Raw genomic sequence first — 24426 nt, forward strand, 5'->3', positions numbered from 1 at the left:
TTGGTTTAATATAATCACTACTTTACCAAAAGTAGCTTGCCACCGTCAATTACTTTCGAGTTGTTTTTGGGTAAAATATATTATACGTAGTAATCTATGCGCCTAACTTATCCTTAGTCCATCATTCATTATCAGAAAAGAGGAGAAAAATATGCTGCACACCATTGAGATTTCCACCAGTAAAAGAGATGAAATGCGTGATATCACCCGGGAAGTTGTCTCCTATGTAAAAAAAAGCGGAATTCAGAACGGAATTGCCGTTGTGTATTGTCCACATACCACCGCAGGGATTGCCATTAATGAGAATGCGGACCCCGATGTGAAGCATGATGTGCTTATGAGACTAGATGAAGTCTATCCTTGGGAGCATCCAAAGTATCGTCATGCTGAAGGCAATACAGCCTCCCATTTGAAATCCATTACCAGCGGTCCTTCCCAAAGCTTGATCATCCATGAAGGTGAGCTGCTGCTAGGACGCTGGCAAGGAATTTACTTTTGCGAATTCGATGGTCCCCGACGGCGCCAGTGTTATATCAAAGTTGTAGAAGGTTAAAACAATACTTAGGGCCGCTCTAGATATCACTTAGAGCGGCCCTCTATACAAATTATAGCAACTTTAACTTTCACTATGCGAAGTTATACCAATGCAACGCTCTAAAGCGTAATAGGATAAAAAAATACCCAGCTACAGACTGCGGCAAAGTACTTTGATATGAGATACAGCAGCTTGTTTTACATCCTCAAAGGAGACTTTATCCTGAATGTAATAGGATATAAATCCGTGGGCAGATAAAAACAACGTCAGCGGTACACTCTGCCAATCCTCGGCTACATATCCTTCTTCCTTCATATGACGGCGTACTATACTTGAAAATAGTTCAAAACATCGACCCTGTTCAGCCCGACAATAAGCAAGCAGCTCTTCATCGCGAATCATGAACATGATCTCATATTGATACGGATGATCAATTCCAAATTTAATAAACTCCATGAGCAACTGCTCGACCCGAGTCATACCTTCTTCGGGAGGTTTGTTCATAGCTTGGGATAACAGGTTAGCTACATGATTGAAATCCTCGACAACAATAGCGTAGAATAATTCTGCTTTTTCCTTGAAATGATAGTACAAGGAGCCGTGGCTGTATCCCAAATGCTGTCCGATACTGCGCATTGAAATGGCCCGGTACCCTTTGGTAATGAACAGATGCCTAGCCGACTCCAATATCCTTTCCCTCGACAACTCCTGTTCCACTGCTCTTCTTGCCATTATCTTATTCCCCTTCGCTGTAGTAAAGCCGCTGGCCCTCCGTTACACGAGCCTGCCCCTGGGTCAAGTCAGTTATCCATGCCATAAACGGGTCACCTTCATCATTGCGCGGCAGACATGTTAGCGTAACTTTATCGGTAAATAAAGTCTCGCCGGTCTTAATTCCCCGTCCCCTAAGCTCGTTCTCCACTTTGCCCAGCCAAGTGTAGTCGATTTCTACGAACACCTCTCGCCGCAGTACACGGGTGATTACTTCACCGGCTTCCAACGCCAATACAGCGCCATCCGTATAAGCCCGGATCAGTCCTCCTGCTCCCAGCATGATGCCTCCGAAATAGCGGGTGACTACAATGACAACATTTTTAACTCCCTGGTTGCGGATTACTTCCAAAATCGGTTTACCGGCCGTTCCACTCGGTTCACCGTCGTCTGACTGTCTCTGAATCTCGTCTCTTTCACCGATCGTATAAGCAGAGCAGTTATGTGTGGCGTTCCAATGCTTCTTCTTGATGTCCTCAATAAATGACACTGCTTCATCTTCGTTCTCCACCGGCATAACATGACCAATGAAGCGTGATTTACGGATTACGACTTCCAAGGAGCCGGAAGAACGTACCGTCCGATATTGTTCCAGCATTTCATTCCATTCCTTATATGTGCATGATGGCTTGAACTCTTGATATATATTAGGAGCAGCCCAGGGTATGAATTACCTATGGACTGCTCCTCTGTTAAATTGGAATGCTATGATAAATCTCTAGGTGAGTACTATTCTGTAAGTCTGGCTTCCAATTCGGCTTTTTCTTTCTCGTAGCCTGGTTTGCCCAGCAATGCGAACATGTTCTTCTTATAGGCTTCTACACCCGGTTGATCGAACGGATTCACGCCAAGCAAGTATCCGCTGATTCCGCAAGCTATTTCAAAGAAGTATACCATGTATCCGAAAGTATATGGCGTTTGATCCGGGATGGTTACAATCAGGTTCGGCACTTGTCCGTCTGTATGTGCAAGCATCGTTCCTTGGAAAGCCTTTTTATTTACAAAATCCATAGTCTTACCAGTCAGGAAGTTCAGACCGTCAAGATCATCCGGATCACTCTCAATCGTTACATGATGCTCTACATTTGCCACTTGGATAACCGTCTCGAAAATGTTACGGCTGCCTTCTTGGATATATTGACCCATGGAATGCAGGTCCGTAGAGAAATCAACGGAAGAAGGATAGATTCCTTTGAAGTCCTTGCCTTCGCTTTCGCCGAAAAGTTGTTTCCACCACTCGGATACGAAGTGAAGGGATGGCTCGTAGTTAACCAGAATTTCAATGGCCTTACCTTTACGGTATAGAGCATTACGAACTGCAGCATATTGATAGGCTTGGTTAGTCGCAACATCCGGGTTGTTGAATTCATCAGCGGCTGCGGCTGCACCTTGCATCATTTCTTCAATATTAATACCTGCCGTAGCAATCGGCAGTAATCCTACCGGTGTCAGCACGGAATAACGTCCGCCTACATCATCAGGGATAATGAATGACTCGTAGCCTTCTTCAGTAGCTAGCTTCTTGAGCGCACCTTTTTCCTTATCTGTAGTAGCATAAATGCGTTTGCGAGCTTCCTCTTTACCATATTTCTTCTCCAGCTCAGCGCGGAAGATACGGAAAGCGATAGCGGGTTCGGTAGTTGTTCCGGATTTGGAGATAACATTCACGGAGAAGTCTTTACCTTTTACAAGGTCAAGCAAATGCGTGATGTACGTTGAGCTGATGTTGTTACCGGCGAAATAAACTTCCGGTGTCTTGCGGCTGTCCTTGGACAGATTATTGTAGAAGGAGTGTGAGAGTGCTTCAATAGCCGCACGTGCTCCCAAGTAGGAACCGCCGATACCGATAACGATCAATACATCAGAATCACTTTGAATCTTCTTAGCGGCAGCCTGAATACGTGCGAACTCGTCTTTGTTATAGGCATGTGGCAGATCGATCCAACCTAGGTAGTCTGATCCCGCTCCGGTAGCGTTATGTAGTTGCTCATGGGCTAGTTTAACCGGCGCTGCAAGAAAGTCAATCTCCTGCTGGTTGATGAAATCAAGGGCTTTACTGTAGTCAAAATTAATCTTTTTGGACACGGTAATGGTAACCTCCTGTATATCTCTTTAGTGTGACACGGTTTGTAACAACTTTATAATAGGATACTTTAATTTCGCGGGACTGGCAAGGTCTTAGGGCACATCAAGGACTCCAGCCTTATGTTTTTGAAGCTTTTGTGGAAGTGTCCGGAAACCATATGGATTCAGCGCTGTGGAACATGCTATAAGCCCGTGTTAAAATGATAGGAACGTATGACTTTAGAAGCTGTTACAGTTCTAATGCGACCCTAAGGTGAAGGTGGAAATGAAATGAAACAAATCGGCTTTATCGGACTCGGAACCATGGGAGCGCCTATGGCCTCCAACATCCTGCGCGCAGGATATCAAGTAACCGTGTACAACCGCACGGCCTCCAAGTGTGAACCTCTTATCAGTGAAGGCGCAAAAACAGCCTCTACACCACATGCAGCTGCAGAAGGCAAGGACGTTATTATTACCATGATCAGCAACGACGATTCTATCCGTGAAGTATTTTACGGCAAGGACGGAATTCTGGAAGCCTTGAAACCTGGAGCTGTAGTTATTGATTCAAGCACCATCTCTACGGGGTTGGTCCGTGAGATTGCTGCAGCAGTGGCAGATCACGGAGGCCAATTCCTTGATGCCCCTGTAACCGGCAGCAAACCCGCTGCCATCGAAGGCACATTAGTATTTATGGTTGGCGGCAATGCAGACGTTATTGAATCTACCCGGGATATCTTCGACACCTTGGGCAAGAAGCTTCTGCACATGGGTGAGAATGGAAGCGGTGCAGCAGCAAAATTGGCGCACAATGCCATGGTTGGTATCCACAACGTTGCTCTTGCGGAAGGCTTCGCGATTGCTGTTAAATCCGGTGTGCCGGCGGACAAGTTCCTGGAGTTAGTGATGAACGGTTCCGCAGGAAGCAAACAGGCTGAACTCAAGGGCCGCAAAATCATCGAGAACGACTTCACCAACCAGTTCTCCTTGGCTCTTATGCTTAAGGATCTGAAGCTGGCTTCCGCGCTTAGCGATTCTACAAGTGTTCCATCCCCAATGCTGGGTCTGGCTAAGAGCATGTTCCAAGCCGGGTTTAACCAAGGCTACGGTGATGAGGATCTCTCCGCTGTGGTTAAATGCTATGAGCAATGGATCGGCCAGAAGATGGGCGGGAAACCCTCTGATCAGTAGTTTTTTCTCCTAATCAAATATATAGAGCCGGCTTCTCATCCCTAAGGATATAGAAGCCGGCTCTATTGCTATTTACGGAGTATTTGCATTATCTTACTTTATTTGCTCGGATAGCTCAACATCTGTTGCCGCGTTTTGCACAGTTTCTTCTATTGGCCACTTAAGTTCTGCCTTTCGTCCGTCGATCCACCAATTACCACTTGGGGTGGAGGCCAGCAACCAGGTTCCCCATCTTCCGGATACCTGGACAGTCTGCGGAGCGAGAAGCGTTACCTTAGGCGAGAAGGTATCTGGATATTTATAGGCGGGTATACTCACTTTCATCTCAGCAGTTGCCTTGATATCCTCGATGATTGCCAGCTTTCCCGGTGAGGGATGGATCCACCCCACTCCTATATCTCCTTTAACCTGATACCAGTCACCCTTACGTGCACTAACTTGAATCCTTTGCGGTTGTAGATTGGTGACACCGACTACCGCTCCAATTTTAGTATAAAATTCCGTTCCCGCCAGCAGGCTCATGGTTTGCTGAAGATACTGCAGCTTCTGCTTCTCCAACCATAAGGAATAGGATTGCTTGGCGGAATAAAGTCCAACCTCCTTGTTCTCAGACCAGATCCTGCTGAACTGACTTAACGGAACACTGCTCTCTCCGGCATATTTTGCGATTTCAAGAGTGAATCCGGGACGGCCATACTCTTGAATGAACCAGTCCTTATAACCGCCGCCCGAAGGGTTTTTCTCCGGATTCACTAGAGAGTAGCCTGTTAGGTAGCTGAGTGCTCGGGCCATCGCTTTATCACGGGTAAGATTGCTTTTCAAAGTATTGAAGTTCCAAAAAATAATTTCGCCGGAGCTATGGTAGGAAATTGTAACTTCAGGATCAATTTTATGCGTAAAATCCATCATCATCTGTACTTCAGGAGCTTCCCCCGGCTGCTTCCCTTTATAATTCTGATACCAAGGGTACGAAGTGGTAGCCTTAATCGTATTCCAACTCGCAGGATATTGGCGGTTAAGGTCAATTCCCTGCATATTTGCTTTCCAGCGGGTAAAATTAGTGCTGTTTCTATTATATTGACGCAGTGTTTTGGCTAGATTCACCGGCAAACCCACCGTACCTTGTTGGGACAAGGTTACACCATCCGGATTTACCATCGGAACAATCCACATACTGACTTCATCCAGTAAACTACGTACGTTATAGTTAGCAATTTCCCCATTACTGTTATAGGATTGGGCATAAGTGTCAATCATTTTCATCAACAGTGAAGTGGTCATCCATTCTCTGGCATGATGAGAACCGTTAAGAAACAGCACGGATTCTCCCCTGCCTAACTTCACCGCCCAGAGATGCCGCCCATAAGCGGTCTGTCCCAGAGGTTCATAAGATACCAGGTCGGGGTATTGCTTCACCAATCTCTCAATATCCCTTTGCATTATGGTGTAGGAATATACTTGATTGGGGTTCACAATATTTGCCGATGCATCTGCAGATCCCGTAGTTACGAACAAAGATACAAGGAACATAAAATTTAAGAAGAATAGTGTGTACTTATGTATTTTCTTGCAAAAAGGTGACTCTATCATATTCCAATCTCCTATTCTATCTGCCTGAGGTGTGCTAACCTCTCTAGTAGCTAGTGGAAGTATATGACAATGTACCTATGTCGTCAACCGTTAAAATTAGTAGAAATAAAGAGCTTTATGTAGCTTCGGCTCCATCCTACAAAAACATAAAAAAACGTCCCATCAGCCGAAGCAGATGGGACATCACTTTATTCATATCGTTAGAATTACATTGCAGGGTATGAACAACAATAATCAGTTACACCGAACACTTCTAGCGAAAATTTGGAGTTACCGGGAACGTTAAAGGTTTCTGCACCTTTAATTTCCTGCCAGATCTCTGATCCAGGAAGCAGCACTTTAAGATCGCCAGACAGAATCTCCATGATCTCAGGGCCTTCTGTGCCGAAATCATACACACCCGGCAGCATAATTCCTAATGTCACTTTGGTACCGTCCTGCAAAATGACTGTACGGCTAGTCACTTTTCCTCCATAGTATACGTTCGCTGCTTTTTCAACCGTTGCGTTGTTAAACTGACTCATTATAGTTCTCCCCCTTGTGATTATTCAGTCGATTATAACAGAGCCTTCACACGACTGACAACATTCTCAACGGTAAAGCCATATTCTTTGATAACGGTATCGCCAGGCGCAGAAGCACCGAAGGTTGTGATACCCAGAATATCGCCTTGATCGCCTGTGTAACGTTCCCAACCAAAGGTTTGAGCCATTTCCACAGCAAGACGGGCTTTAACTTCAGGAAGGATTACAGAATCACGGTATGCCTTGTCCTGTTTTTCGAACAAATCCCAGCTCGGCAAACTGATTACACGCACTTCAATGCCTTCTTCAGCCAAAGCAGCTTGTGCTTTTACAGCAAGCTGTACTTCGGAACCTGTGGCAATGATTTGTGCCTGTGGTTTACCGTTCTTCGCATCAGAGACAACATAACCGCCGCGTTTGATGTTATCGCGCACGCCTTCAACGGTTCCTGGCAGAATCGGCAAGTTTTGACGAGTCAATACCAGTGCAACCGGGTTAGCTTTGTTTTCCAGAGCGTAAGCCCATGCCGCAGAAGTTTCATTAGCATCAGCCGGACGAATAACCGTAAGACCCGGGATGATACGAAGCGAAGCCAGTTGTTCAATCGGCTCATGCGTAGGACCGTCCTCACCAACAGCAATACTGTCATGAGTCAGTACATACGTTACAGGAAGCTTCATAATGGCTGCCAGACGAACTGCAGGACGCAGGTAATCCGTAAATACGAAGAACGTACCGCCGAAGACTTTCAATCCGCTATGCAGGGCAATACCGTTCATCGCTGCAGCCATACCGAATTCACGAACGCCGAAGTAGATATTACGACCGTCATAGGACTCGGAAGTAAACGAAGTCAGGCCGTTCAGGTGAGTCATTGTGGAGCTTTCAAGGTCAGCGGATCCGCCTACAAGCTGAGGAACTCCCGCTGCCAGACCGTTCAGTGCATTACCGGAAGCAATACGTGTAGATACGGCTTTATCTTCTGTGGTATACATAGGAAGCTTTGCATCCCAGCCTTCTGGAAGATCGCCATTCGTTACGGTTTCAAATTGGGCAGCAAGCTCTGGGTAAGCTTTTTTGTAAGCTGCAAATTTCTCGTCCCATTCTTTATTCGCCGCAATGCCGCTTTCTTTGACTTGAGCAAAACGGGTACGAACATCATCAGGTACATAGAAATCTTCTTCATATACCCATTTGTAGAAGTCCTTGGTCAGCTTAGCTTCATCAGCACCCAGTGGGGAACCGTGAGTACCGCCGTGGCCGCCTTTACCTTGCTTGTTCGGGCTTCCGTAACCAATAACAGTTTTAACTTCAATCAGTGTTGGCTTGTTGCTATCTGCTTGCGCTTCAGCAATAGCCTTCTCAATTGCAGGAAGATCGTTACCGTCTTCTACGCGCAGCACTTGCCAACCGTATGCTTCAAAACGTTTAGCTACATTCTCGGAGAAAGACAGGTTCAGCTTGCCGTCCAATGAAATATCATTGGAATCGTACAGAACTACCAACTTGCCCAGTTTCAAGTGTCCAGCCAGTGAAGCCGCTTCAGAAGAGATTCCTTCCATAAGGTCTCCATCGCCGCAGATTGCATAAGTATAATGATCAACTACACGATGCTGATCTTTGTTATAAGTAGCCCCCAATTGAGCTTCTGCCATTGCCATACCCACAGCCATAGCGATACCTTGTCCAAGTGGACCCGTAGTAGCATCAACACCTGCAGTATGCCCAACTTCTGGATGACCTGGTGTAAGGCTGCCCCATTGACGGAATTTTTTCAACTCTTCCATTGGAAGATCATAGCCGCTTAGGTGCAGCAAGCTGTATAGTAGCATAGAGCCGTGTCCTGCAGACAATACAAAACGGTCACGGTTTACCCATGTTGGATGATTCGGATTATGTTTCATTGTTTTGGCGAAAAGCTGGTATCCCATGGGTGCGGAACCCATCGGCATGCCCGGATGTCCCGAGTTTGCTTTCTCGATGGCATCAATCGCCAGCGTACGGATTGTCGTAATTGCTAGGTTATCAATTGTAGAGTTTTCTTCCTTTTGGATCGCTTGACTTTGTTCACTCATTCAAATATCCTCCTCTAAAATATCAAGAATGTCATTTTGATACTCTTATTGTATCACTAGTATGGAAGCAATTCCAATTGTTTTTGAAAACTCCGTATTCCAACACTCTATGTTTAGATTTTTAATACAAATATATACGTCAATGTATATGGGCAAAAGGCGGGTTTGGACTTAGCCTTAAGTCTAGTTCTCATTTGCGACTAAAGTTTGTTTTATAAAACTGGAATATACAGTAAGATAGAATTATTAATAAATATATTTATCGGTATCTTACCTTGCTTAGGAGAAAGGAATTCGTTCATGACACCAAAAAAGGATATCTTTATCGTGCTCACCGGAACGGGTACCGCCTTCAGCGGTGTAATCAGATGGTTCACAAAAGCCGATCTGAATCATGCTTCGATTGCCTTTGACAGCGAATTGCGGGAAGTGTATAGCTTTGGTCGCAAAAAGATGCATAATCCGTTCATTGCAGGATTGATTCAAGAGAATTTTGTTGACCCCTTCTATAATGGAGCGGACTGTGCCATCTATCGTCTGCGGGTAAGCCGCGAGGAATATGATACGATGCACAACCATGTTACAGGGATGATGCAGAATCAGGAACGGTACAAGTATCATCTATTAGGTTTAGTAGGCGTTCTGCTTAATGTTAAAATCGATCGGGAAGACGCTTATTTCTGCTCTCATTTTGTAGCGTCCCTATTTGAAGATACGGAGTTTCACCCGGTCAATAAGCCCTCCTGCTTCGTGACTCCTGAAGACTTCGCCCTTTCGTTATGCCCTCATAAAATTTACAGCGGCAAGCTATCCTATTATTTACGCGGAGTACCTAGTATTTCAGCCCGTCCCTCTGCCGTACATAACTCCGCTCCAGTCTCGGGAGCGACAGCTACAGCACGGATTATAAGAGGTTCAGAGGAAATGGTTGAGGGGGTTGTGTAATCCATCGTTGACCGTAAACTGTGAGCAAAAGGATCATATTTTACTAAAAAAGACGACTTTTACATTCGAAAGCATAATGTAAAGTCGTCTTTTTAATTGCCAATCTATTAAAGATTACACCTATTTCGTTCTGTGACTTCTAGAAAACTCCGACCACTCTTCAGAAATAGTGACAGTTACAGTATCTACTTTGGTACTGAATGCATTTTGAGCTGTAAAGGTAAAACTAATCGGGCCATTCGGCAGATTCTCGAAAGAGGGATCATAAAGTTCACCCGTCCATAGTGTCTTGGCACCACTAGTAGCGCTAAGTTGCGTATGGTAACCGCCCGGCATCGTTACCTCTACGGTGTCTGGTAATCCAGTTGTATCGGCCTGCAGGATAAACCGCTCTCCTGCCCAAAACACATTGTACCCTCTTGGGTTGTCTGGATTGCCGCTCTTTTTCAAGTTGTAACCGATACGGTTATCATTCCATTCCGTAGTATGTTTGACACCACCCTGGATGGTCAGTAGATTCACCATGAAATATTTACGAGGTGATATGCTGCTCCATTCATAGCCGTCAAATACCTCAACTTCCACCGCATATTTTTTGTTCTCTACTATCGTCCCACCTGTAATAGTCCATTGCTTGGCTGAAGATGCGGTTTCACCTGACTGTGCAACGATATTGTTTGTCGCCAAATCAATAACCCTCACCTTGAAGCGCTGCTGCAAATCGCCGTCACCATCCTGGTAGTTCCATTGGAGAATAGGTGTAAGTGTACTGGCTACCGTAGGGCTTGCAGAGTTACTGCTACCCGGATAAGTGATGTCCACTGTTGGAATCTGATTACTTATGGTGATACTCCGTGAGGTTTCACTAAAAATCCCTAGAGAATCGGTTACTACCTGTCTAATTGTGAAGGATCCATGGGTCGTAAACTGCTTAACAAAATCACTCGATGCGCTGATAAGTGCTTCCGATCCCCCAAAGGGCTTCAGGTAATATTTGTAGGTAATACTATCCCCTTTTAAGATATCTGCATCAGTAGCCGTGCCGGTGATGAGAAAGTCCTCATTTCGATGCCCCGAACTCTGATTTAGAGTAAATCCAGGAACGGGAGGCGTATCGATGATAAAAGCCTTCTCGTTTGACACCTCGGACCACTGGCCCCGTGAGGCAGCACGACCGTTAACCGTATAATACACAAACCGCTCAAAGGTTAGATTTGGAGTTTGATATTGCCGACTTGTCCCAACTGTGTCGATGTTCTCAATCGTCTGGGCTAACAAGCTATCCATCGTGAAAAACTCGAAACGGTACTTCTCCTGAGCATCGTTTTCCTGATCGGAATATGACCATTTCATTAGTGGATCCGAGAGTAACACCGTTGGGCTGTCAATGGTTCCTGCAGGGGAGGTGATCGTCATCGAAGGCCTCAGGTTCTCCGCTGCTGTTACATTCAATACCGCTATGTTCGATTTATCGCCAATCTGGTCTACCACCCAGTGCTGAAGGGTATACTTCCCCGGTTCGTCAAAGGTCACTGTGATGTTAGGATTGGAGTAGGTCTTGATCCCCCCGTTGCTGTCCGTTACATTCCAGTAATACCGTAGACTGCTCTGATCCGCAGAGTCGTCATCCGTATCGGTCGAAGTATAGGTCTTGCTATCGTACTGATATACACTGACCGGCCCCGTAATTTGAGCTGTCGGAACGTGGTTGATTACCGAAAATGACTTTGTAGCGAAAGAGTTATACGTCCCGTCCCAAGCTTCTAAACGCATTTCCCAACCATTTGAGATCGCCTGCTGCTGTGATATCCCGTATTTGCTTAGTAGATCCCTAACCGTTAAGCTCTGGTTTTCGTTGCCACCCACATATCGATAAGTCCCTCCGTCAATACGTGCGTTCCATCCAAACGTTAATGCATCCCCATCCTCATCCGGATTCCGTGTTTTATTCTGCAGTGTAATCAAGGTATCTCGGTAAACTTCAGTAGGCATTTCAAAGGCCGCAATCGGTGGATGATTGACTACATTAACATTTTGAGTATAAGGCTCAGACCATAATCCCAGATTATCATGTACCCTTAGAGTAATTTCATAACTCCCAACGCCATAACCGGTAATGCTCGGCGGTAAAGTCGGTGTGCCTGAATAACTCCAAATGATCGCTCCACTCTTTCGGATGATCCACTCATAAATATCCAAGTAGTCATTATTGGGATCAAAGGACTTGTCCGTGATTAATGTGGTCTTTTTATAGGAGACGATGTTGGGATCGGCGGTGAATAAGGCAACCGGTGGAAGATTCGCGGCAGATTTGCCCACGGTACGCAGGCACCAGTCACTCCAAACCCCATTACCATTTTCACCGTCTATATCCCTTACCCGCAGTCGTATATCATAGTTTTCGACTTTAGGTAGCTGCGCAGGGGGTTGGCCCTCGGTCCAAAACTCATCCTCTGTAAGTTTATACTGCCATTGCCAAACACTAAGCCCCTTATCATTTCTACTAATATGATCCAAGTCGTATGAGCTATCCGTGAGCTGCAGCGTACCGTTTACGATTTTAGCTGCGAAGATTGCAATGGGCTTACGGTGAACCTGAAAAGCTAAAGCGGATAAATTGTCTCTACTCCACAAGCGGTAATTATCAAACTGGTCATTGGTTTTGGGGTTATCCTTGAACTGTACCGTAGCCACATATTGGCCCGTGTAAGGGAAAGAAGCATAGGTTGCACTTCTCCACTGCCCCGAGTCTGAAATGAGTCCCATGCTGTTATCAAAAAAGGCGGGATCATGCTCATATTTGTACCGTTCAGCATATTTGGGATCGCCCTCTGAATCCGTGTAAACCGTTGGGCTTATGATCGGTGAATTAATAAGGACAAAGGCATTTCTTTTCAATCGATTCTGGACCGTAAAGTTTAGTGGAGGTGCCTCTGCCCTATATTTATAAGGGTCTACAACCTTCACTTTGACCTGATAGCTCCCTGGAGGGATCGAATCACTGATTACATCTATAGGCACTGAAAAGTACTTAGGTGATTTCGTGCCGGTGACTTTAATTTTGCGATAAAACACATTCGGCACTTCTACAATTACCTCTAAATCATCATTATCAGGATCTTGTGCGTAGCCCTCTACATCCATCGTGCTAAGACCAGGTTCGTTAATTAGTGTCATATTATTCTGGGAGATTACAGACACCTGCGGCGGACTATTGACAATTAGAGGAAACCTATAAAATTCCTTGACGAGAGTAGTCGCATTGGAATCATTTTTTGTTACATAAGATCCCCATGTGTTCTCAAATACAAGAAACTTGGGTTCTTCAATATCATATTCCTGGATCCATCCATTATTTACCGAGTAACTATAGCTTCTAGCAGGAATGGTTCTTGTTGCGTAGGAGTGCGGAAAGCTGCCAAAGTAATAAATATCAATATCGTAAAAATTATGAGTAAAATCCCTTGAATGCATGACCCCACTTGCGCTAAGTCCTTCAATACGGACACCCGTTGTTAAATACGAATCCCAATCAAAGTACTGCTCAATCCATAGCGGACCATTACTCGTTAAATCGCTCCCTCTATAGGAATCTTGCTTCGTTTGATATTGACTGACATCATAACTAATCATTTTAGTGTACTTGTTATATTTAATGTTCGTTATGGAAACCGCATCACGGTGAGTCCAAGTCTTCCCCCAGTAGGTTGTGTCACTTAAATGTCTCCACGGTTCCATTGGATTAGGGACATACTCCGCGTATCCATCGTAGGCTGGGAGTTCAACACCGGCATATTCAATAATATTAGGATCTGTGCTGGCCTCTACTTTCTGCAAACCTCCATACATCAAAATCGGTATGAGCATTGAAAAACAGATCGTAAGTTTGATGAAGCTTAATACTTTCCTTTTCATTCTGTCCCCTTTCTCTACCATGACCAATCAGCTTGTGGCGCTCGATTTTTGACATCCACTATTTTTTCGATGGTGTTCTGGCCGCTAGAATCCGCAAACTTTCGATCCGCTGAAGTGATAAAGGCATCAATCGTAGGCTGACCAAAGGTTTCATAAGCAGTATGGCGAATCTCATATTTACCTACCTCGGTTACTGTAAGATTTAGCCGGTCTTTATTCTCATTGCTGAAAATAACCCATGCTTCTTCATTAAAGTTTCCATCATTATCAGAGTCGTACCGATATTCCCATAACCGTTGATCTATGATGTCCCCGTCTGGAGAATACGACATATCATCTATCGATATGACTGCTTGGTTCCCATTTAAAGGATCACGGAATGCCCTACCTGGCATTGAAAAATAAACAACGGGTGGTTCGTCCGGAACAATCTCAAAATTCACTACATCTGTTGCGCTGTATCCTAGCGTGTTCTCCACATAAATGCTTGCTCTATAAATACCCGGCTTTTTAAAAAGTACAGGGTTAGCCGTTATCCCACTTAACGTTCCGGCATATTTGATATCTGCATTCGTTCCTCCGGACATGGCCTCAATGGTGATTTTCGTTTTGCTTTGATCCAGAGGATAGTAAAACGGGCTTGTACTTTTACTGGTTAGGATTACTTTCCGATTTTGCTTTTTTGTCCCGGTGATTTCAATCTGGGCATCCGGAATAGGTTGAATCACCTTTATAAATCCTCCCGTGCTGCCGGTCATTCCATCATTATCTACTACGGTTAGTCCGACCGTATTCTCACCAATGCTCTCGATAGGATACCAGAACGTTGATGTTGATTCCGTAGGTGTCGGTAGACTAATAGATCCTGGTGCTTGAAAGAAATAGTTCTTGATTTCCCCATCCGGATCATACGAACCTCCACCTCTGGCAAAAACATCCTCCCCTGCTTTGACAACAGGAGGAACCATTAAAACTGCTACCGGTGGTTGTCCCTTTGGTGCCGGCGCTGGCGGGGTGCTTGGGTAGATAACGGAGGATTGATTTTTATAGACCTCTACCATTGCCGATAAGGGTTGCTGCAAGTATGTAATGGTACCGCTTTGGGTCGTTACCGGATTGCTAAATCTAACGATGACAGTCAGTTCATACTCTAGTCTAAAGTTATCTGATGTAACCCTTGATTTAGGAATGATAAAATCGAATACCTTATTCGAATTTAATGTCTTGCTATAGTCCTTCTTAGTTTGAAGCGTATTATCCTTACCCTTTTCCTTCGCATAAAACACCCATTCGGAGATATTCGATGTGTTGGTATATCTTAATAATTCGCCTCGCAGCGAGAGCTGTACTGGTACATCCTTATTTTCATATTTAGTAGGGTTTGGATTTGGAGTTAGGACGGTTACCATTCCGTTGAGTTCTGCGTCGGTAGGGAGATTATAGTCGAAGGTGATGTTGCCTGCGTAGTTGTAGGTTGTTAGTTTGGCGTCTGCTACATAATAGTAGTATTCCGTTATTTGATATCGACGACCTTCTGCATGTCCAGACAAATCGTGCTTTCCATCATCGGGTTCTACTTGCCATTTTGTTGGGTAACTATTTTTATCATTGCTAACTCTTGGAATCATATAATCTACAATAATTCGATTATCTTTAAACTGAACAGTTTCTATATTTGGAGTTCTATTATATAGATCATTAGAAAATTCCAATGGTTTCACTGTAGATTGAATGATTGAATCTGGATCTATGATCACTTTTGAAGAGTTGTTATACCATATAAGTCCTTCTGCTGAGAGATTAGATTTGGTAGTAATTAGCCTTAATGGTGGGTTAGCGGATGGAGTTATGTTGTCATCTGCATTTAAGTCATAGGAGTCCATGGTGTCCATTAATGCCTTGTAATCATTAATCTGCCAGCGACGTCCATTTGAATACAGCCAGATAGAGTTGCCCGGTGTGGTCTTAAAAGGTTTTTTAAACTCTCCGCTAAATCCCTGAACATTACTCATCGTTTGAGTATTCCCGTTGCCTTTGAGAGTAACCTTTATTTTGCCGTTATCAAGCGTGATATTATCAATGAGAGTATTCGCTCCCGAATATTTAATTGACCCTATTTTAATTGCAGAGCTACTTACCCCATTAGGCAATTCAAGATAATAGGTTTTTGCGCTATTAGCTACCCCGATTAAACCGATAGAGGTAGGTATTCCTACGGTTGCCGATGTTGTATCGGTTGCATGTGTGGCAGAGTAAGTGAAAAACGGAGCTATGAGCGACAAACTAAGAACGAGTAGATTGAGCTTTCTTTTCATTTATCTATCTACTCTTCCCGATTTACAATATATTTTTGTCCTGATTTACCTTTGACATCTAACCAAATTACTAAATAATCAAATGTTGAACCTAGGTTAAAAAGTCCTTGATAAGTACTTAATTTTTGTCCTGGTTTTAGGCTGTAGCTCCATAGAGCCTCTTTACTATTTTTTTCACGAACCTTTATGCTAGGCATACCCTGATCAAGTATCCCTCCATCGCCTACGCCGATCATCCATTTTGGGTCAGGGTCATTTGCGCTAACTTCAATAGTTTTATTCCCTTTATTTTCAATAGTGATTTTGGTCCAAACTAAGAACTTTCCATAGCTACCATACCCATATTTCTTAATCAACTCTTGAGCCGTTGCAGACTTAATATCATAAATCATAATCTTCTCCAGCGTATAACTAAGCCCACCAGCCGTGACCGTCACCGGAAGCTCAACATCCTTTTTCAATCCATACTTGAACAAATTATCCGTCATTACCGGAGCTTTCGTAGTTGCTGAAGTAGCTGCTACTGCTACAGCAGTTCCCTCTCCTTGCCCTAAAACCATACTGAACAACATGGATGCTGCCATCACTGTTTTTACAATTGTTTTTTTCATTTGAATCTCTCCCTTTAGTATTATCATTTTACTTATCGTACTTATATTCCTGAATGGCTGGTACACGAATAGCTTCTTGGGTTTTGGACCTGCTAATAAGAACGGGATGTTTCGTTTCTATTACGGAGATAACGGACGGTCCCTGTATGTATTTTGTAATTCCGTATTGTGCATCTTCATATAAAAATGGAAAGGATACACCCGAAGACTCGTCTATAATGACGAATTTCACAATTGATACCTTATCGTGAAGTCGACTGCCGGCTTTAGGGGTTAAGTTATCATCCAATCCCAGGTTAAGTTGGAGGGTGTCTTGAAATGTCTCATACGCAATGATGGGTTCTATAATCAAGCGGCCTTGTGAGCGTTCGATTTCATTTATTTCTTGAACAGCATCGTGAACGGCCATGTTATTGGCATCTTTAAGCAGCCCCCTTTCTATATCCCATTCTTGATTTTGTACCTGAAAAAACCATGTATAGATGAAGATCAACAGAACAAATGCAAGTTTTACTATATAGTCCATTAAGCTTCACACTCCTACAAACCTAACTTCCTTCTCCGTTAACTCCCTCAGGCTTTTTAATCGAGATATTCACTCATAATGGAGCCATGTCCATAGTAGTTAACGGGCTCTGATACGGTTGAAAAGTTATACGGAAAAAGATGAACACGCGGCGCTTTGATATATACATCCAGTCTTTTCTTTCGTTCCTGTATAATCTCGGTACTGCTGGTGATTTCGATAGTGTCTTCGGAAAACCCGATAGCCTTCAGATTTGAGGTGACTTCATTCCTCATGGCAGCGGTGACCATCCCCTCTGTAGCTGCTTTTTGGGTAATGTAGGACGTGTTGGCTTTGATCTGCAAATCTAGCAGATAATCTATGTAGGTGAAGATGGGCTGCAGAATGATAAAAAGAACAAGCCACATGAACAAAGCCCGGAGGACGGTCGCCTTCAATGAATATGCCCCTCTCCTAATACTGCTCTATTTGCTTGGTATGCGTGATTACATCATCTTGACTGCTGCCGATAATATTCGTTGCTGCCGAGATGAAGATCCCGGCGATGACAAAACCAATGGCTAAGAACATAGCGATGGAGATAGAGTCTTTTTTCATAGCGATGACTCTACAGTCTCCACCATACTTACTGCCGGGATCACCGGTTTATTATCATCCGCATCACCCACCACATCACGAACTACCGGAATCAAAATGGCAATTACAATGGCAACACACAGAAACCCGATAGCGATAAACAAACCTGTAGAAATAGCGTCCTTTTTCATTGTTAAAATCTCCCTTTTATTTTATATTTTTATAAGATGTTTGAATATGACATAATTTTATTGGAATAGAGCAATTCCGTTAAAATTCCCCTTGATCAACATAATGTACTGCATCGCCAATGAAACGATCATCAAAAAAGTAGCAATCGACGGGATCACAGTGATAATGGAAGAGATATCCCCAATAAAGGACCATTTTTTCAAATACTGATCACTTGATATTTTAGATATAATCTTGCCTTGTTCACGCAAATACCGTGCCGCCTCCGCATCATCATCCATCCCTTCAGTTGCAAGTAAGATAGACCTAATATCATTGATAAAAGCGTGATTTTCCGGGAACTTAGCACAAAACTCTTCAATCGCCCGTTCCACCCCTTCATCTATTGCCCGCTCCGACAGCTCATACAAATCCTGACGAATATATTGAAAATGCGCGGCGGTTCCTGCACAGAATGCACCAAATTGCATATACCCGTGCCTGCGAAGACGATTATTCTCATATAGACGGATAAAGGAGATCAGCTCACCGTCTTTTTGAATTTTCGTTTTTTGATGGAGCCAAGCTAGCAGCCAGCCAAACGGAAGAAACCGCGAAGGACTGGTAATGAAGAGAATTAGACAACTGACGAGGACATCATATCCTGAAAATACATCATGGCGAATATAGTCGCCCAAGACTTGCATAGTTAAGTAAAAAAATGCGGCGGCGTAACGGAACATCGTAACTTTTCGCGCAGAAATCGATAACCCGCCATTATGCAGCAATTGCTGAAGACGTTCATTACCCTTGCGGTTGCCGAAGTTGTTCCACCTAAGCTCCAACCGTTGCAGGTACCGTTCTTGCTTAGTGCTGCTGCTGACGAACACAAGTATTGCTAAGTACACGACACCGAATACAGCGATTAATACTAACAATCTATCCATAGTTCATCACCTTAATGGTAGTCCAATTTGGGTTTGGCAAGAATTGTACTGATGATAAAAGAAACAAATAAACCGGCAACAATCACTGCAAGGAACGTCAGACCTACCGAAGTCTGAAACTGCAGCCGGAAATACACATCAGGCTTAAGCATGTAGATAAAGGTTCCGACCGAAGATACCAGTACCACAAGATTGCCGTATAACCCGAGACTGATGGCATCTCTGCTTCCCGCTTTTACTGTTAGAATAGTCTCTCGCTGCTGTTCCATTGAACGGTTCAACATCATTAGCGAGTTTTTCAAATAAACCGTCCCCTCCTTTTCTGAATAGAGCAAGTCTGACAAGAATTCAACGGCAAAGGTTGTCCCAATGGTTCTAGAGAATCGTCCCGCCTCCTCATAAAGCTCTCTTTCATTGCTGTAATTAGCAAAGGCGTTCCCTAGTAATTTCAACGGTATTTTCAGGACATTATCTGCAGTCAAAAAATCAGCTGTTTTTGTAAGAAGAGCATCCACCGGCAGATGCGTAAACTTGGTAGAGATTTTAACGACATCCAGTAGATCATAGCTGCCCCGCACCTTCCTCTGCGCGTAGATGTATCTCATTCGAAAATAGGGAAGTGTTGCTGCAATAACAGCTATAAAAAATGGAAAACGCCACGCCCTCTCGGTTGAAACTCCTTCATTAAAATTCATCCCCTCCAGAAAAGGATTTTGAAAGCTCAAATGTCCCGGCAGTTCGCTGAGCGTTAGCAGACCCGATATAAAGACAGCGGCAAACAAAATCCCAGTTCGTAAAAGGAAGCGGATTACGCTGATTCCCGGCTCATACCTTCGGTCTGCAAAATACAATAGGTTATCAAAATGACGGTAGATCCATAAACTCTTATTGCTCTTGCTGACTTTTTTGCCAAAACCACGTATCCCCAGGCTGATCCTGAAATCAACCTTATGACCCATATGCCTTAAATTTCGTTCTACCAGAGGCTTCACCAGCAGCCATAATCCGCAAACTATCAATAAATGAAGCATAAAACGCAGCATATAAAATAAAAGGTCCAAAGTTTCACCGCCTATTCGTTAAGAACAATCCGAGATTTCAAGCTTTCCTTCATAGGAAACTTCATGGGTTTAGCCTTTGCAAGTTTTCCAAGTTCCCGTTGTAGCACTCTGGCAGTAGTGGCATCCTTTTTGTTCATTTTTGTTAAAAGCCCTTGGGTCAGCTTGTCATTATAAGTCCAGCCCGATTGATCAGCCTCCCAGCGCATCAGGTCGTTCGCAAACACTGAATTGCGTTCCTCATCATAGAACACCTCGGAAATCCGTGTAAGCCGCTTCTTTCCCTCCTGGACACTCTCCAAAATAAAGACCAGCTCACAGGCTTTCAATGCAGAGATGAGATGCCCTTTCAGACTTCCGCCAATCCGGGTAGAAACCGCAAACGCGCCTTGATAAGGAATGTCCTCTGAATCTACTGTATGAAAAGTTCCAGTAATGCCGTCATAACCTTTTTCTCCGCTCCATAAATAAAACTCCCATTCGTTATAGCGCATCTCGGTCATATAAAGAATATTCGGATCATGCCGCAGCGACTCCACACCCACCTCCATCAACTCTTCGTTGCTCGCTTGAATGGGGATAATGCGGTGCCCTTTAATCTGATAGGGCAGAATTGACTCGGGATGCTTTTCGATCATGACGACACCCATGCAGGATGTAGATCCGAGCAGTTGCTCGCCAACAATGGTATTAGCAAAGGTTGTTTTACCCGATCCGACAGCACCCGCTATGATCGTATTGCGAAAGGTACCTGATAGCGCCCTGATTAATTCCACCGCCTCTGCCGGTATACATTCGGTCCCTGCCTGATCTTCCAGATCCAGAAATTCTACCACCTGCCTCCGCAGCGAAATCGTCGTAAACCCCTCCCAGACCCGCGGGGATACCCATATTGCCAGTCTAATGAACCTGCCGGACCAAAGGGGATCATCCATTTTGAACTCTACCGAAGGATTATCTTTATTCAGCTTTTTGTTTTGATCGCTCTTGAGCAAGGATCTTTTTAATTGTTCAACCCGATCCAGTGAGGGCATTTCATAAGGGTAAACAACAAATTTTCCTCTATGGTTATAAAAGATTTGCCGTCCAATCATCTGCAGCCCCGTAGATTCACTGTATGCGCGGTCAGTAAACCAACGGTAAGCCGGGCCAAAGCCCTTCCACTCATGAAAAAGCGCCTCTGCCGCTGTTTGATAAGCTTCTGGAATTCTCCCGGTAAACGGTGTTTTTCGTAAGTACTTCTCAATTTCATTCATAAAAAAACTGACGGCCTGAGGATCTCCTATCAGCGCCTTGGCATTAAGCTCGAAATAGTATTCATCCTCGCGTTCAAGATTAACGTTCATGTCTCTTTTCATTTGCTGCAGGAAGATATTAAAATCCTCTTTACCGGGTTTTCGGTTTCGCTGCATGCTTTGTTTAAGAGAGAATGGCGAATGCTGAGGTGCTGAATCCACTGGCATTATCGGCCTTCCATGCATGTTCATAGAAAAACCGCCTTCTTTCTGGCTTCCGGTACCATTCCCAAGGCTACGAGAAGGGATTGAACCTTTCCATCGACAAGCTGAAGTTCTTTTTTGCCCAAAGGAAGACTGTCCTGAAAGGGTGGATAATACGGGATTTCCAGTAAAATCTCACTGCCGAAACGGAGCGCCATATTTTTGGGGGAGAGCATTTCCTCCACATTGCAGCGATTGATTATAATGTTAAAATCATGCGCATGCAGATCCAGCTGACCTGCCAGCTCGAGAAGCGGCTCCAATCTGTATTGGTGCTTCGGATGGGTAACCATCATACGCAAAGCTGAACTTTGCATACCTACGTACCAAGCGGCACTTTCGGGTATAGAACCAAAATCAGCAACAACCACATCGGCATTCTCACCCGCTTTAGCCAACAAATACTGTATTTCATCCTCCTGATAATCCTGAGCGCTTAGAAAGTCATAATTGCCCGGCAGATACAAATATCCCTCCTGTTTAATGAAGGCCTCAAAATCATCGTCATTCAGCATCTTTCCTGTAATCCTCGGTCGGAGCCTATCGAGACTAATAACAGCTTTTCGGTCATAACCGGGGTCATAAAGGTCGAGCCCCAGTAAAATCACCCTCTGACCCGTTGCCGCAATCCGCCGTGCGAACAGCTTGGCAGCAGTCGTACAGCCAATGCCTGGACCCGAACCGAAAAAACCGATCCAATTGCTGCTTGAATCTCCCTCCTCCTCTACAATAAATTGAATTTTCTCAATCATTCCTGCTGCTGTAATGCGCGGAGGCAGAAAGTAGATGCCCTGGCTTTCGCAAAGCATATGTACTGCCTTATATCCCTTCACTCCCTTATGCAAATACATATAGATTAGGGTGGTGTTGGTATATCTGGTGCGGAATTCACCTAGCTCTGAAACCGGAGTTATATCACTTGAAACGATTAATATGTGCCCCTCTGTCTGCAGCGGCTCAGGGAACACAGTTTGGGTTACAACGGTATATCCGGCATTTTTAATATCGTTTATAGAAAGCTGATCCATGCCCAAACAGAATATTTTCATTTGCTGCCCTCCTCCTTCCTATTCCACACGTACAATCCAGAGCTTAAATCCCTGTTCCAAATAGCCTTTCAGCCGCTGACCATCACTTTTCTTCAGCTTAAGCTCGGGCGAGGCAACTTTCCCGGTAGAGGTCAGCCGATTATTGTTATTCCCGTGCTCCGTGTCCAAGACATCGTTGTTATCCTCCGTACGGACGTAATTGACGGTTACACCGGTGAGAAAAGCCTCTTGCCCAGGCAGATTAAGTGGCGCGGAATCCCCTGAAATTGGAGGATCGGTTTCACCTTGAGTGTTGTTCTTAAGCTTTTCTTCTTTAACCAGATAAATATCTACCTGATCCCTGCTTCGTAAAGATCCATTGATGCCATAGATAGCCTCTTTCGGAATAGGAAAAACCCCCTCATCCCGGGTAGGCTCCAACTCATTAATATCAATTAAGGCTTCTGTTAAGATACTGCCATTGGTGAGATTTACATTCGTAACCTTATGTTCAACCTGCGAGATTTCTGTAATTACTGCATTGGGAATATCCTTTGTCTGCACTGTATCCAAATAGAGATCGGATCCCTGTAGTTCATAGTTTTTGGGCAGGATCTTCCCCTCCTCCACCTTGACCTTAACCACTGTTTGTGAGAGCACATATGGTTTGAAGTAGAGATCATAGCCCAGAAGACCGCCGAAGCCGACAAGTAGAATAAGAAAAGCAAATAAATAATTACGTTTTAACAGGTGACCCCGCTGATATGACAACCCGCCGCCTCCTTTAAATTTGATCCTATTCGAAAATTTGCGCACGACAAAATGCACTTTGGCGTAGATATCCAAAATGCTGGTAAAATGCTTTTTTACCTGTTATGCGTAAGGGGTTATTAGATTAGTGGGGAGTTGAGGAGTATATAAGATGACTTAAGATATTAACTTAAGGCTCTGGCGTCACTACCGTGAAGATTTGGACTTCCGGCCGCTGTTGTATCCAGATTTCTTTGATTTAACCCGCTTTTTAGTGGTTGAAATCCGGATACAAAGGCGGTCGCTGTCGCTCCTACAGTTCCAAATTTCCCTCGTTCCTTTTCGCTTTTTGTTATTTTCTTTTGTTAAGCTTATATATGAAGATTAATTAAAAACAACCGTCTTGTTGTGATGAACGAGAATGCGATCCTCGATATGCCATTTAACAGCACGAGCTAATACTACACGCTCAATGGTTCGTCCAATTCGTTTCAGTTCGGTTACATCATCGCTATGACTTACACGCTGAACGTCCTGCTCGATGATCGGGCCTCCGTCCAACTCCTCTGTAACATAGTGAGCGGTTGCGCCGATAATTTTCACACCACGCTGGTAAGCTTGCGCGTAAGGCTTGCCGCCAACAAAAGCCGGGAGGAAGGAATGATGAATATTGATAATCTGGTGACGATAATGTTCGATAAACGACGGGGAAATGATCTGCATATAACGGGCCAATATAATGACATCGATATGATCACCGATCACTTCAAGCTGCCGCTTCTCTGCTTCTGCCTTAGTATCTGCAGTAACCGGAATATGGTGAAAAGGAATGCCAAAAGATTCTACGTAGGCCTTCATGTCAGTGTGATTGCTGACTACCAAGGAAATTTCAGCATCCAGATCCCCTGCTTGCCACTGCCACAGCAGCTCAACCAGACAATGATCTTCTTTAGAAACAAAGATAGCCAGCTTCTTCTTGTGGCTCACATTGAAAATTTGCCAATCCATGCTGAAACGTTCAGCTATTGTACCGAACAAATTACGCAGCTCTTCTAGACGCTCTTCCAACTCAGGCAGGTCAAACTCAACTCTCATAAAGAACATTCCGCCTTCGGGGTCCATTGTATATTGGTCCGACTGTACAATGTTAGCACCATGCTGATACAGGAAGTGTGATACCGCTGCAACAATACCAGGCCCATCCGGGCAGGAGATGAGCATACGTGCTCGGTTTGCTTTCAGGGTATCGCCTGAGGAACGCTCTCTCTTAACATGTAATTCCATGATCTCTATCCATCCTCTCATCTACTTACGCTATCTATTGTTAAACGA

The 24426-nt window shown here is 44.3% G+C and carries 22 protein-coding genes; 3 read left to right on the forward strand and 19 right to left on the reverse strand.

All coding sequences use genetic code 11. From position 1 onward, the window contains the following. Positions 1-151: 151 nt before the first annotated feature. The gene (locus tag PWYN_RS06125; protein ID WP_036649526.1) at positions 152-553 is read left to right on the forward strand and encodes a secondary thiamine-phosphate synthase enzyme YjbQ; all 402 of its coding nucleotides are present in this window, start codon (positions 152-154) and stop codon (positions 551-553) included. 132 nt (positions 554-685) lie between these two features. Here PWYN_RS06125 and PWYN_RS06130 read toward each other — a convergent pair whose 3' ends face one another. From PWYN_RS06130 to PWYN_RS06140, 3 genes are all read right to left on the reverse strand, one after another. Next, the gene (locus PWYN_RS06130) at positions 686-1267 is read right to left on the reverse strand and encodes a TetR/AcrR family transcriptional regulator (RefSeq protein WP_036649528.1); all 582 of its coding nucleotides are present in this window, start codon (positions 1265-1267) and stop codon (positions 686-688) included. Positions 1268-1271: 4 nt separating this feature from the next. Further along, a complete protein-coding gene (locus tag PWYN_RS06135; RefSeq protein WP_036649529.1) occupies positions 1272-1904 on the reverse strand; it encodes a YigZ family protein in 633 nt (210 codons plus the stop codon). 131 nt (positions 1905-2035) lie between these two features. Beyond that, positions 2036-3391 carry a glucose-6-phosphate isomerase gene (locus PWYN_RS06140; protein WP_036649531.1) on the reverse strand — a complete coding sequence of 452 codons (1356 nt, stop codon included), beginning with the start codon at positions 3389-3391 and terminating at the stop codon, positions 2036-2038. A gap of 270 nt (positions 3392-3661) precedes the next feature. Here PWYN_RS06140 and PWYN_RS06145 point away from each other — a divergent pair, with 270 nt between their 5' ends. Beyond that, positions 3662-4564, forward strand: coding sequence for an NAD(P)-dependent oxidoreductase (locus PWYN_RS06145; protein ID WP_036649533.1), 903 nt, complete (start codon positions 3662-3664; stop codon positions 4562-4564). Between the two features lie 93 nt (positions 4565-4657). On the opposite strand, the gene PWYN_RS06150 is transcribed toward PWYN_RS06145, so the two are convergent. From PWYN_RS06150 to tkt, 3 genes are all read right to left on the reverse strand, one after another. Further along, a complete protein-coding gene (locus tag PWYN_RS06150) occupies positions 4658-6154 on the reverse strand; it encodes a M14 family metallopeptidase (RefSeq protein ID WP_052087790.1) in 1497 nt (498 codons plus the stop codon). 206 nt (positions 6155-6360) lie between these two features. Beyond that, positions 6361-6678 carry a pyrimidine/purine nucleoside phosphorylase gene (gene ppnP, locus PWYN_RS06155; RefSeq protein WP_036649535.1) on the reverse strand — a complete coding sequence of 106 codons (318 nt, stop codon included), beginning with the start codon at positions 6676-6678 and terminating at the stop codon, positions 6361-6363. 32 nt (positions 6679-6710) lie between these two features. Continuing rightward, entirely contained in the window at positions 6711-8753 is a 2043-nt protein-coding gene (gene tkt / locus PWYN_RS06160) for a transketolase (protein ID WP_036649537.1), read from the reverse strand. Between the two features lie 300 nt (positions 8754-9053). Here tkt and PWYN_RS06165 point away from each other — a divergent pair, with 300 nt between their 5' ends. Continuing rightward, positions 9054-9698, forward strand: coding sequence for a hypothetical protein (locus PWYN_RS06165; RefSeq protein WP_205622737.1), 645 nt, complete (start codon positions 9054-9056; stop codon positions 9696-9698). A 120-nt stretch (positions 9699-9818) separates the two neighbouring features. Here the strand turns inward: PWYN_RS06165 and PWYN_RS06170 are convergent, their stop codons facing one another. From PWYN_RS06170 to purU, 13 genes are all read right to left on the reverse strand, one after another. Further along, the gene (locus PWYN_RS06170; RefSeq protein ID WP_036649539.1) at positions 9819-13613 is read right to left on the reverse strand and encodes a hypothetical protein; all 3795 of its coding nucleotides are present in this window, start codon (positions 13611-13613) and stop codon (positions 9819-9821) included. A 14-nt stretch (positions 13614-13627) separates the two neighbouring features. Beyond that, on the reverse strand, positions 13628-15928 hold the full coding sequence (locus PWYN_RS06175) for a hypothetical protein (protein WP_036649541.1): 2301 nt from the start codon (positions 15926-15928) through the stop codon (positions 13628-13630). An 8-nt stretch (positions 15929-15936) separates the two neighbouring features. Next, on the reverse strand, positions 15937-16539 hold the full coding sequence (locus PWYN_RS06180; protein WP_036649543.1) for a hypothetical protein: 603 nt from the start codon (positions 16537-16539) through the stop codon (positions 15937-15939). A gap of 28 nt (positions 16540-16567) precedes the next feature. Then, the gene (locus PWYN_RS06185; RefSeq protein ID WP_036649545.1) at positions 16568-17065 is read right to left on the reverse strand and encodes a hypothetical protein; all 498 of its coding nucleotides are present in this window, start codon (positions 17063-17065) and stop codon (positions 16568-16570) included. A 56-nt stretch (positions 17066-17121) separates the two neighbouring features. Beyond that, complete coding sequence (locus PWYN_RS06190; RefSeq protein ID WP_036649548.1) at positions 17122-17502, reverse strand: hypothetical protein; 381 nt, start codon at positions 17500-17502, stop codon at positions 17122-17124. A gap of 16 nt (positions 17503-17518) precedes the next feature. Then, positions 17519-17662: a hypothetical protein gene (locus PWYN_RS29135; RefSeq protein ID WP_157261095.1), complete on the reverse strand. Its 144-nt coding sequence runs from the start codon at positions 17660-17662 to the stop codon at positions 17519-17521. Then, a complete protein-coding gene (locus tag PWYN_RS29140; RefSeq protein WP_157261096.1) occupies positions 17659-17832 on the reverse strand; it encodes a hypothetical protein in 174 nt (57 codons plus the stop codon). The genes PWYN_RS29135 and PWYN_RS29140 overlap by 4 nt, the downstream gene beginning before the upstream one ends. 57 nt (positions 17833-17889) lie before the next feature. Continuing rightward, complete coding sequence (locus tag PWYN_RS06195; RefSeq protein ID WP_036649550.1) at positions 17890-18759, reverse strand: hypothetical protein; 870 nt, start codon at positions 18757-18759, stop codon at positions 17890-17892. 11 nt (positions 18760-18770) lie between these two features. Further along, entirely contained in the window at positions 18771-19820 is a 1050-nt protein-coding gene (locus PWYN_RS06200) for a hypothetical protein (protein WP_036649552.1), read from the reverse strand. An 11-nt stretch (positions 19821-19831) separates the two neighbouring features. Beyond that, positions 19832-21304: a P-loop NTPase family protein gene (locus PWYN_RS06205; protein WP_036649554.1), complete on the reverse strand. Its 1473-nt coding sequence runs from the start codon at positions 21302-21304 to the stop codon at positions 19832-19834. Next, positions 21301-22365 (reverse strand): CpaE/TadZ family protein, encoded by a 1065-nt coding sequence (locus tag PWYN_RS06210; protein WP_036649557.1) that lies wholly within the window; start codon positions 22363-22365, stop codon positions 21301-21303. Before PWYN_RS06210 ends, PWYN_RS06205 begins: the two co-directional genes overlap by 4 nt. Before the next feature lie 18 nt (positions 22366-22383). Beyond that, a complete protein-coding gene (locus PWYN_RS06215; protein ID WP_036649559.1) occupies positions 22384-23115 on the reverse strand; it encodes a hypothetical protein in 732 nt (243 codons plus the stop codon). Positions 23116-23478: 363 nt separating this feature from the next. Then, positions 23479-24378, reverse strand: coding sequence for a formyltetrahydrofolate deformylase (purU, locus tag PWYN_RS06220; protein ID WP_036649561.1), 900 nt, complete (start codon positions 24376-24378; stop codon positions 23479-23481). Positions 24379-24426 lie beyond the last annotated feature (48 nt).

It is taken from the genome of Paenibacillus wynnii (assembly GCF_000757885.1).
Lineage (GTDB): Bacteria > Bacillota > Bacilli > Paenibacillales > Paenibacillaceae > Paenibacillus_AQ > Paenibacillus_AQ wynnii.

What these genes read in the sequence shown, in the direction of transcription:
- PWYN_RS06125 (WP_036649526.1), top strand. Translation starts at nt 152, where the DNA reads ATGCTGCACACCATTGAGATTTCCACCAGTAAAAGAGATGAAATGCGT.
- PWYN_RS06130 (WP_036649528.1), bottom strand. Translation starts at nt 1,267, where the DNA reads ATGGCAAGAAGAGCAGTGGAACAGGAGTTGTCGAGGGAAAGGATATTG.
- PWYN_RS06135 (WP_036649529.1), bottom strand. Translation starts at nt 1,904, where the DNA reads ATGCTGGAACAATATCGGACGGTACGTTCTTCCGGCTCCTTGGAAGTC.
- PWYN_RS06145 (WP_036649533.1), top strand. Translation starts at nt 3,662, where the DNA reads ATGAAACAAATCGGCTTTATCGGACTCGGAACCATGGGAGCGCCTATG.
- PWYN_RS06150 (WP_052087790.1), bottom strand. Translation starts at nt 6,154, where the DNA reads ATGATAGAGTCACCTTTTTGCAAGAAAATACATAAGTACACACTATTC.
- ppnP (WP_036649535.1), bottom strand. Translation starts at nt 6,678, where the DNA reads ATGAGTCAGTTTAACAACGCAACGGTTGAAAAAGCAGCGAACGTATAC.
- tkt (WP_036649537.1), bottom strand. Translation starts at nt 8,753, where the DNA reads ATGAGTGAACAAAGTCAAGCGATCCAAAAGGAAGAAAACTCTACAATT.
- PWYN_RS06165 (WP_205622737.1), top strand. Translation starts at nt 9,054, where the DNA reads ATGACACCAAAAAAGGATATCTTTATCGTGCTCACCGGAACGGGTACC.
- PWYN_RS06170 (WP_036649539.1), bottom strand. Translation starts at nt 13,613, where the DNA reads ATGAAAAGGAAAGTATTAAGCTTCATCAAACTTACGATCTGTTTTTCA.
- PWYN_RS06175 (WP_036649541.1), bottom strand. Translation starts at nt 15,928, where the DNA reads ATGAAAAGAAAGCTCAATCTACTCGTTCTTAGTTTGTCGCTCATAGCT.
- PWYN_RS06180 (WP_036649543.1), bottom strand. Translation starts at nt 16,539, where the DNA reads ATGAAAAAAACAATTGTAAAAACAGTGATGGCAGCATCCATGTTGTTC.
- PWYN_RS06185 (WP_036649545.1), bottom strand. Translation starts at nt 17,065, where the DNA reads ATGGACTATATAGTAAAACTTGCATTTGTTCTGTTGATCTTCATCTAT.
- PWYN_RS29135 (WP_157261095.1), bottom strand. Translation starts at nt 17,662, where the DNA reads ATGAAAAAAGACTCTATCTCCATCGCTATGTTCTTAGCCATTGGTTTT.
- PWYN_RS29140 (WP_157261096.1), bottom strand. Translation starts at nt 17,832, where the DNA reads ATGAAAAAGGACGCTATTTCTACAGGTTTGTTTATCGCTATCGGGTTT.
- PWYN_RS06195 (WP_036649550.1), bottom strand. Translation starts at nt 18,759, where the DNA reads ATGGATAGATTGTTAGTATTAATCGCTGTATTCGGTGTCGTGTACTTA.
- PWYN_RS06205 (WP_036649554.1), bottom strand. Translation starts at nt 21,304, where the DNA reads ATGAACATGCATGGAAGGCCGATAATGCCAGTGGATTCAGCACCTCAG.
- PWYN_RS06210 (WP_036649557.1), bottom strand. Translation starts at nt 22,365, where the DNA reads ATGAAAATATTCTGTTTGGGCATGGATCAGCTTTCTATAAACGATATT.
- purU (WP_036649561.1), bottom strand. Translation starts at nt 24,378, where the DNA reads ATGGAATTACATGTTAAGAGAGAGCGTTCCTCAGGCGATACCCTGAAA.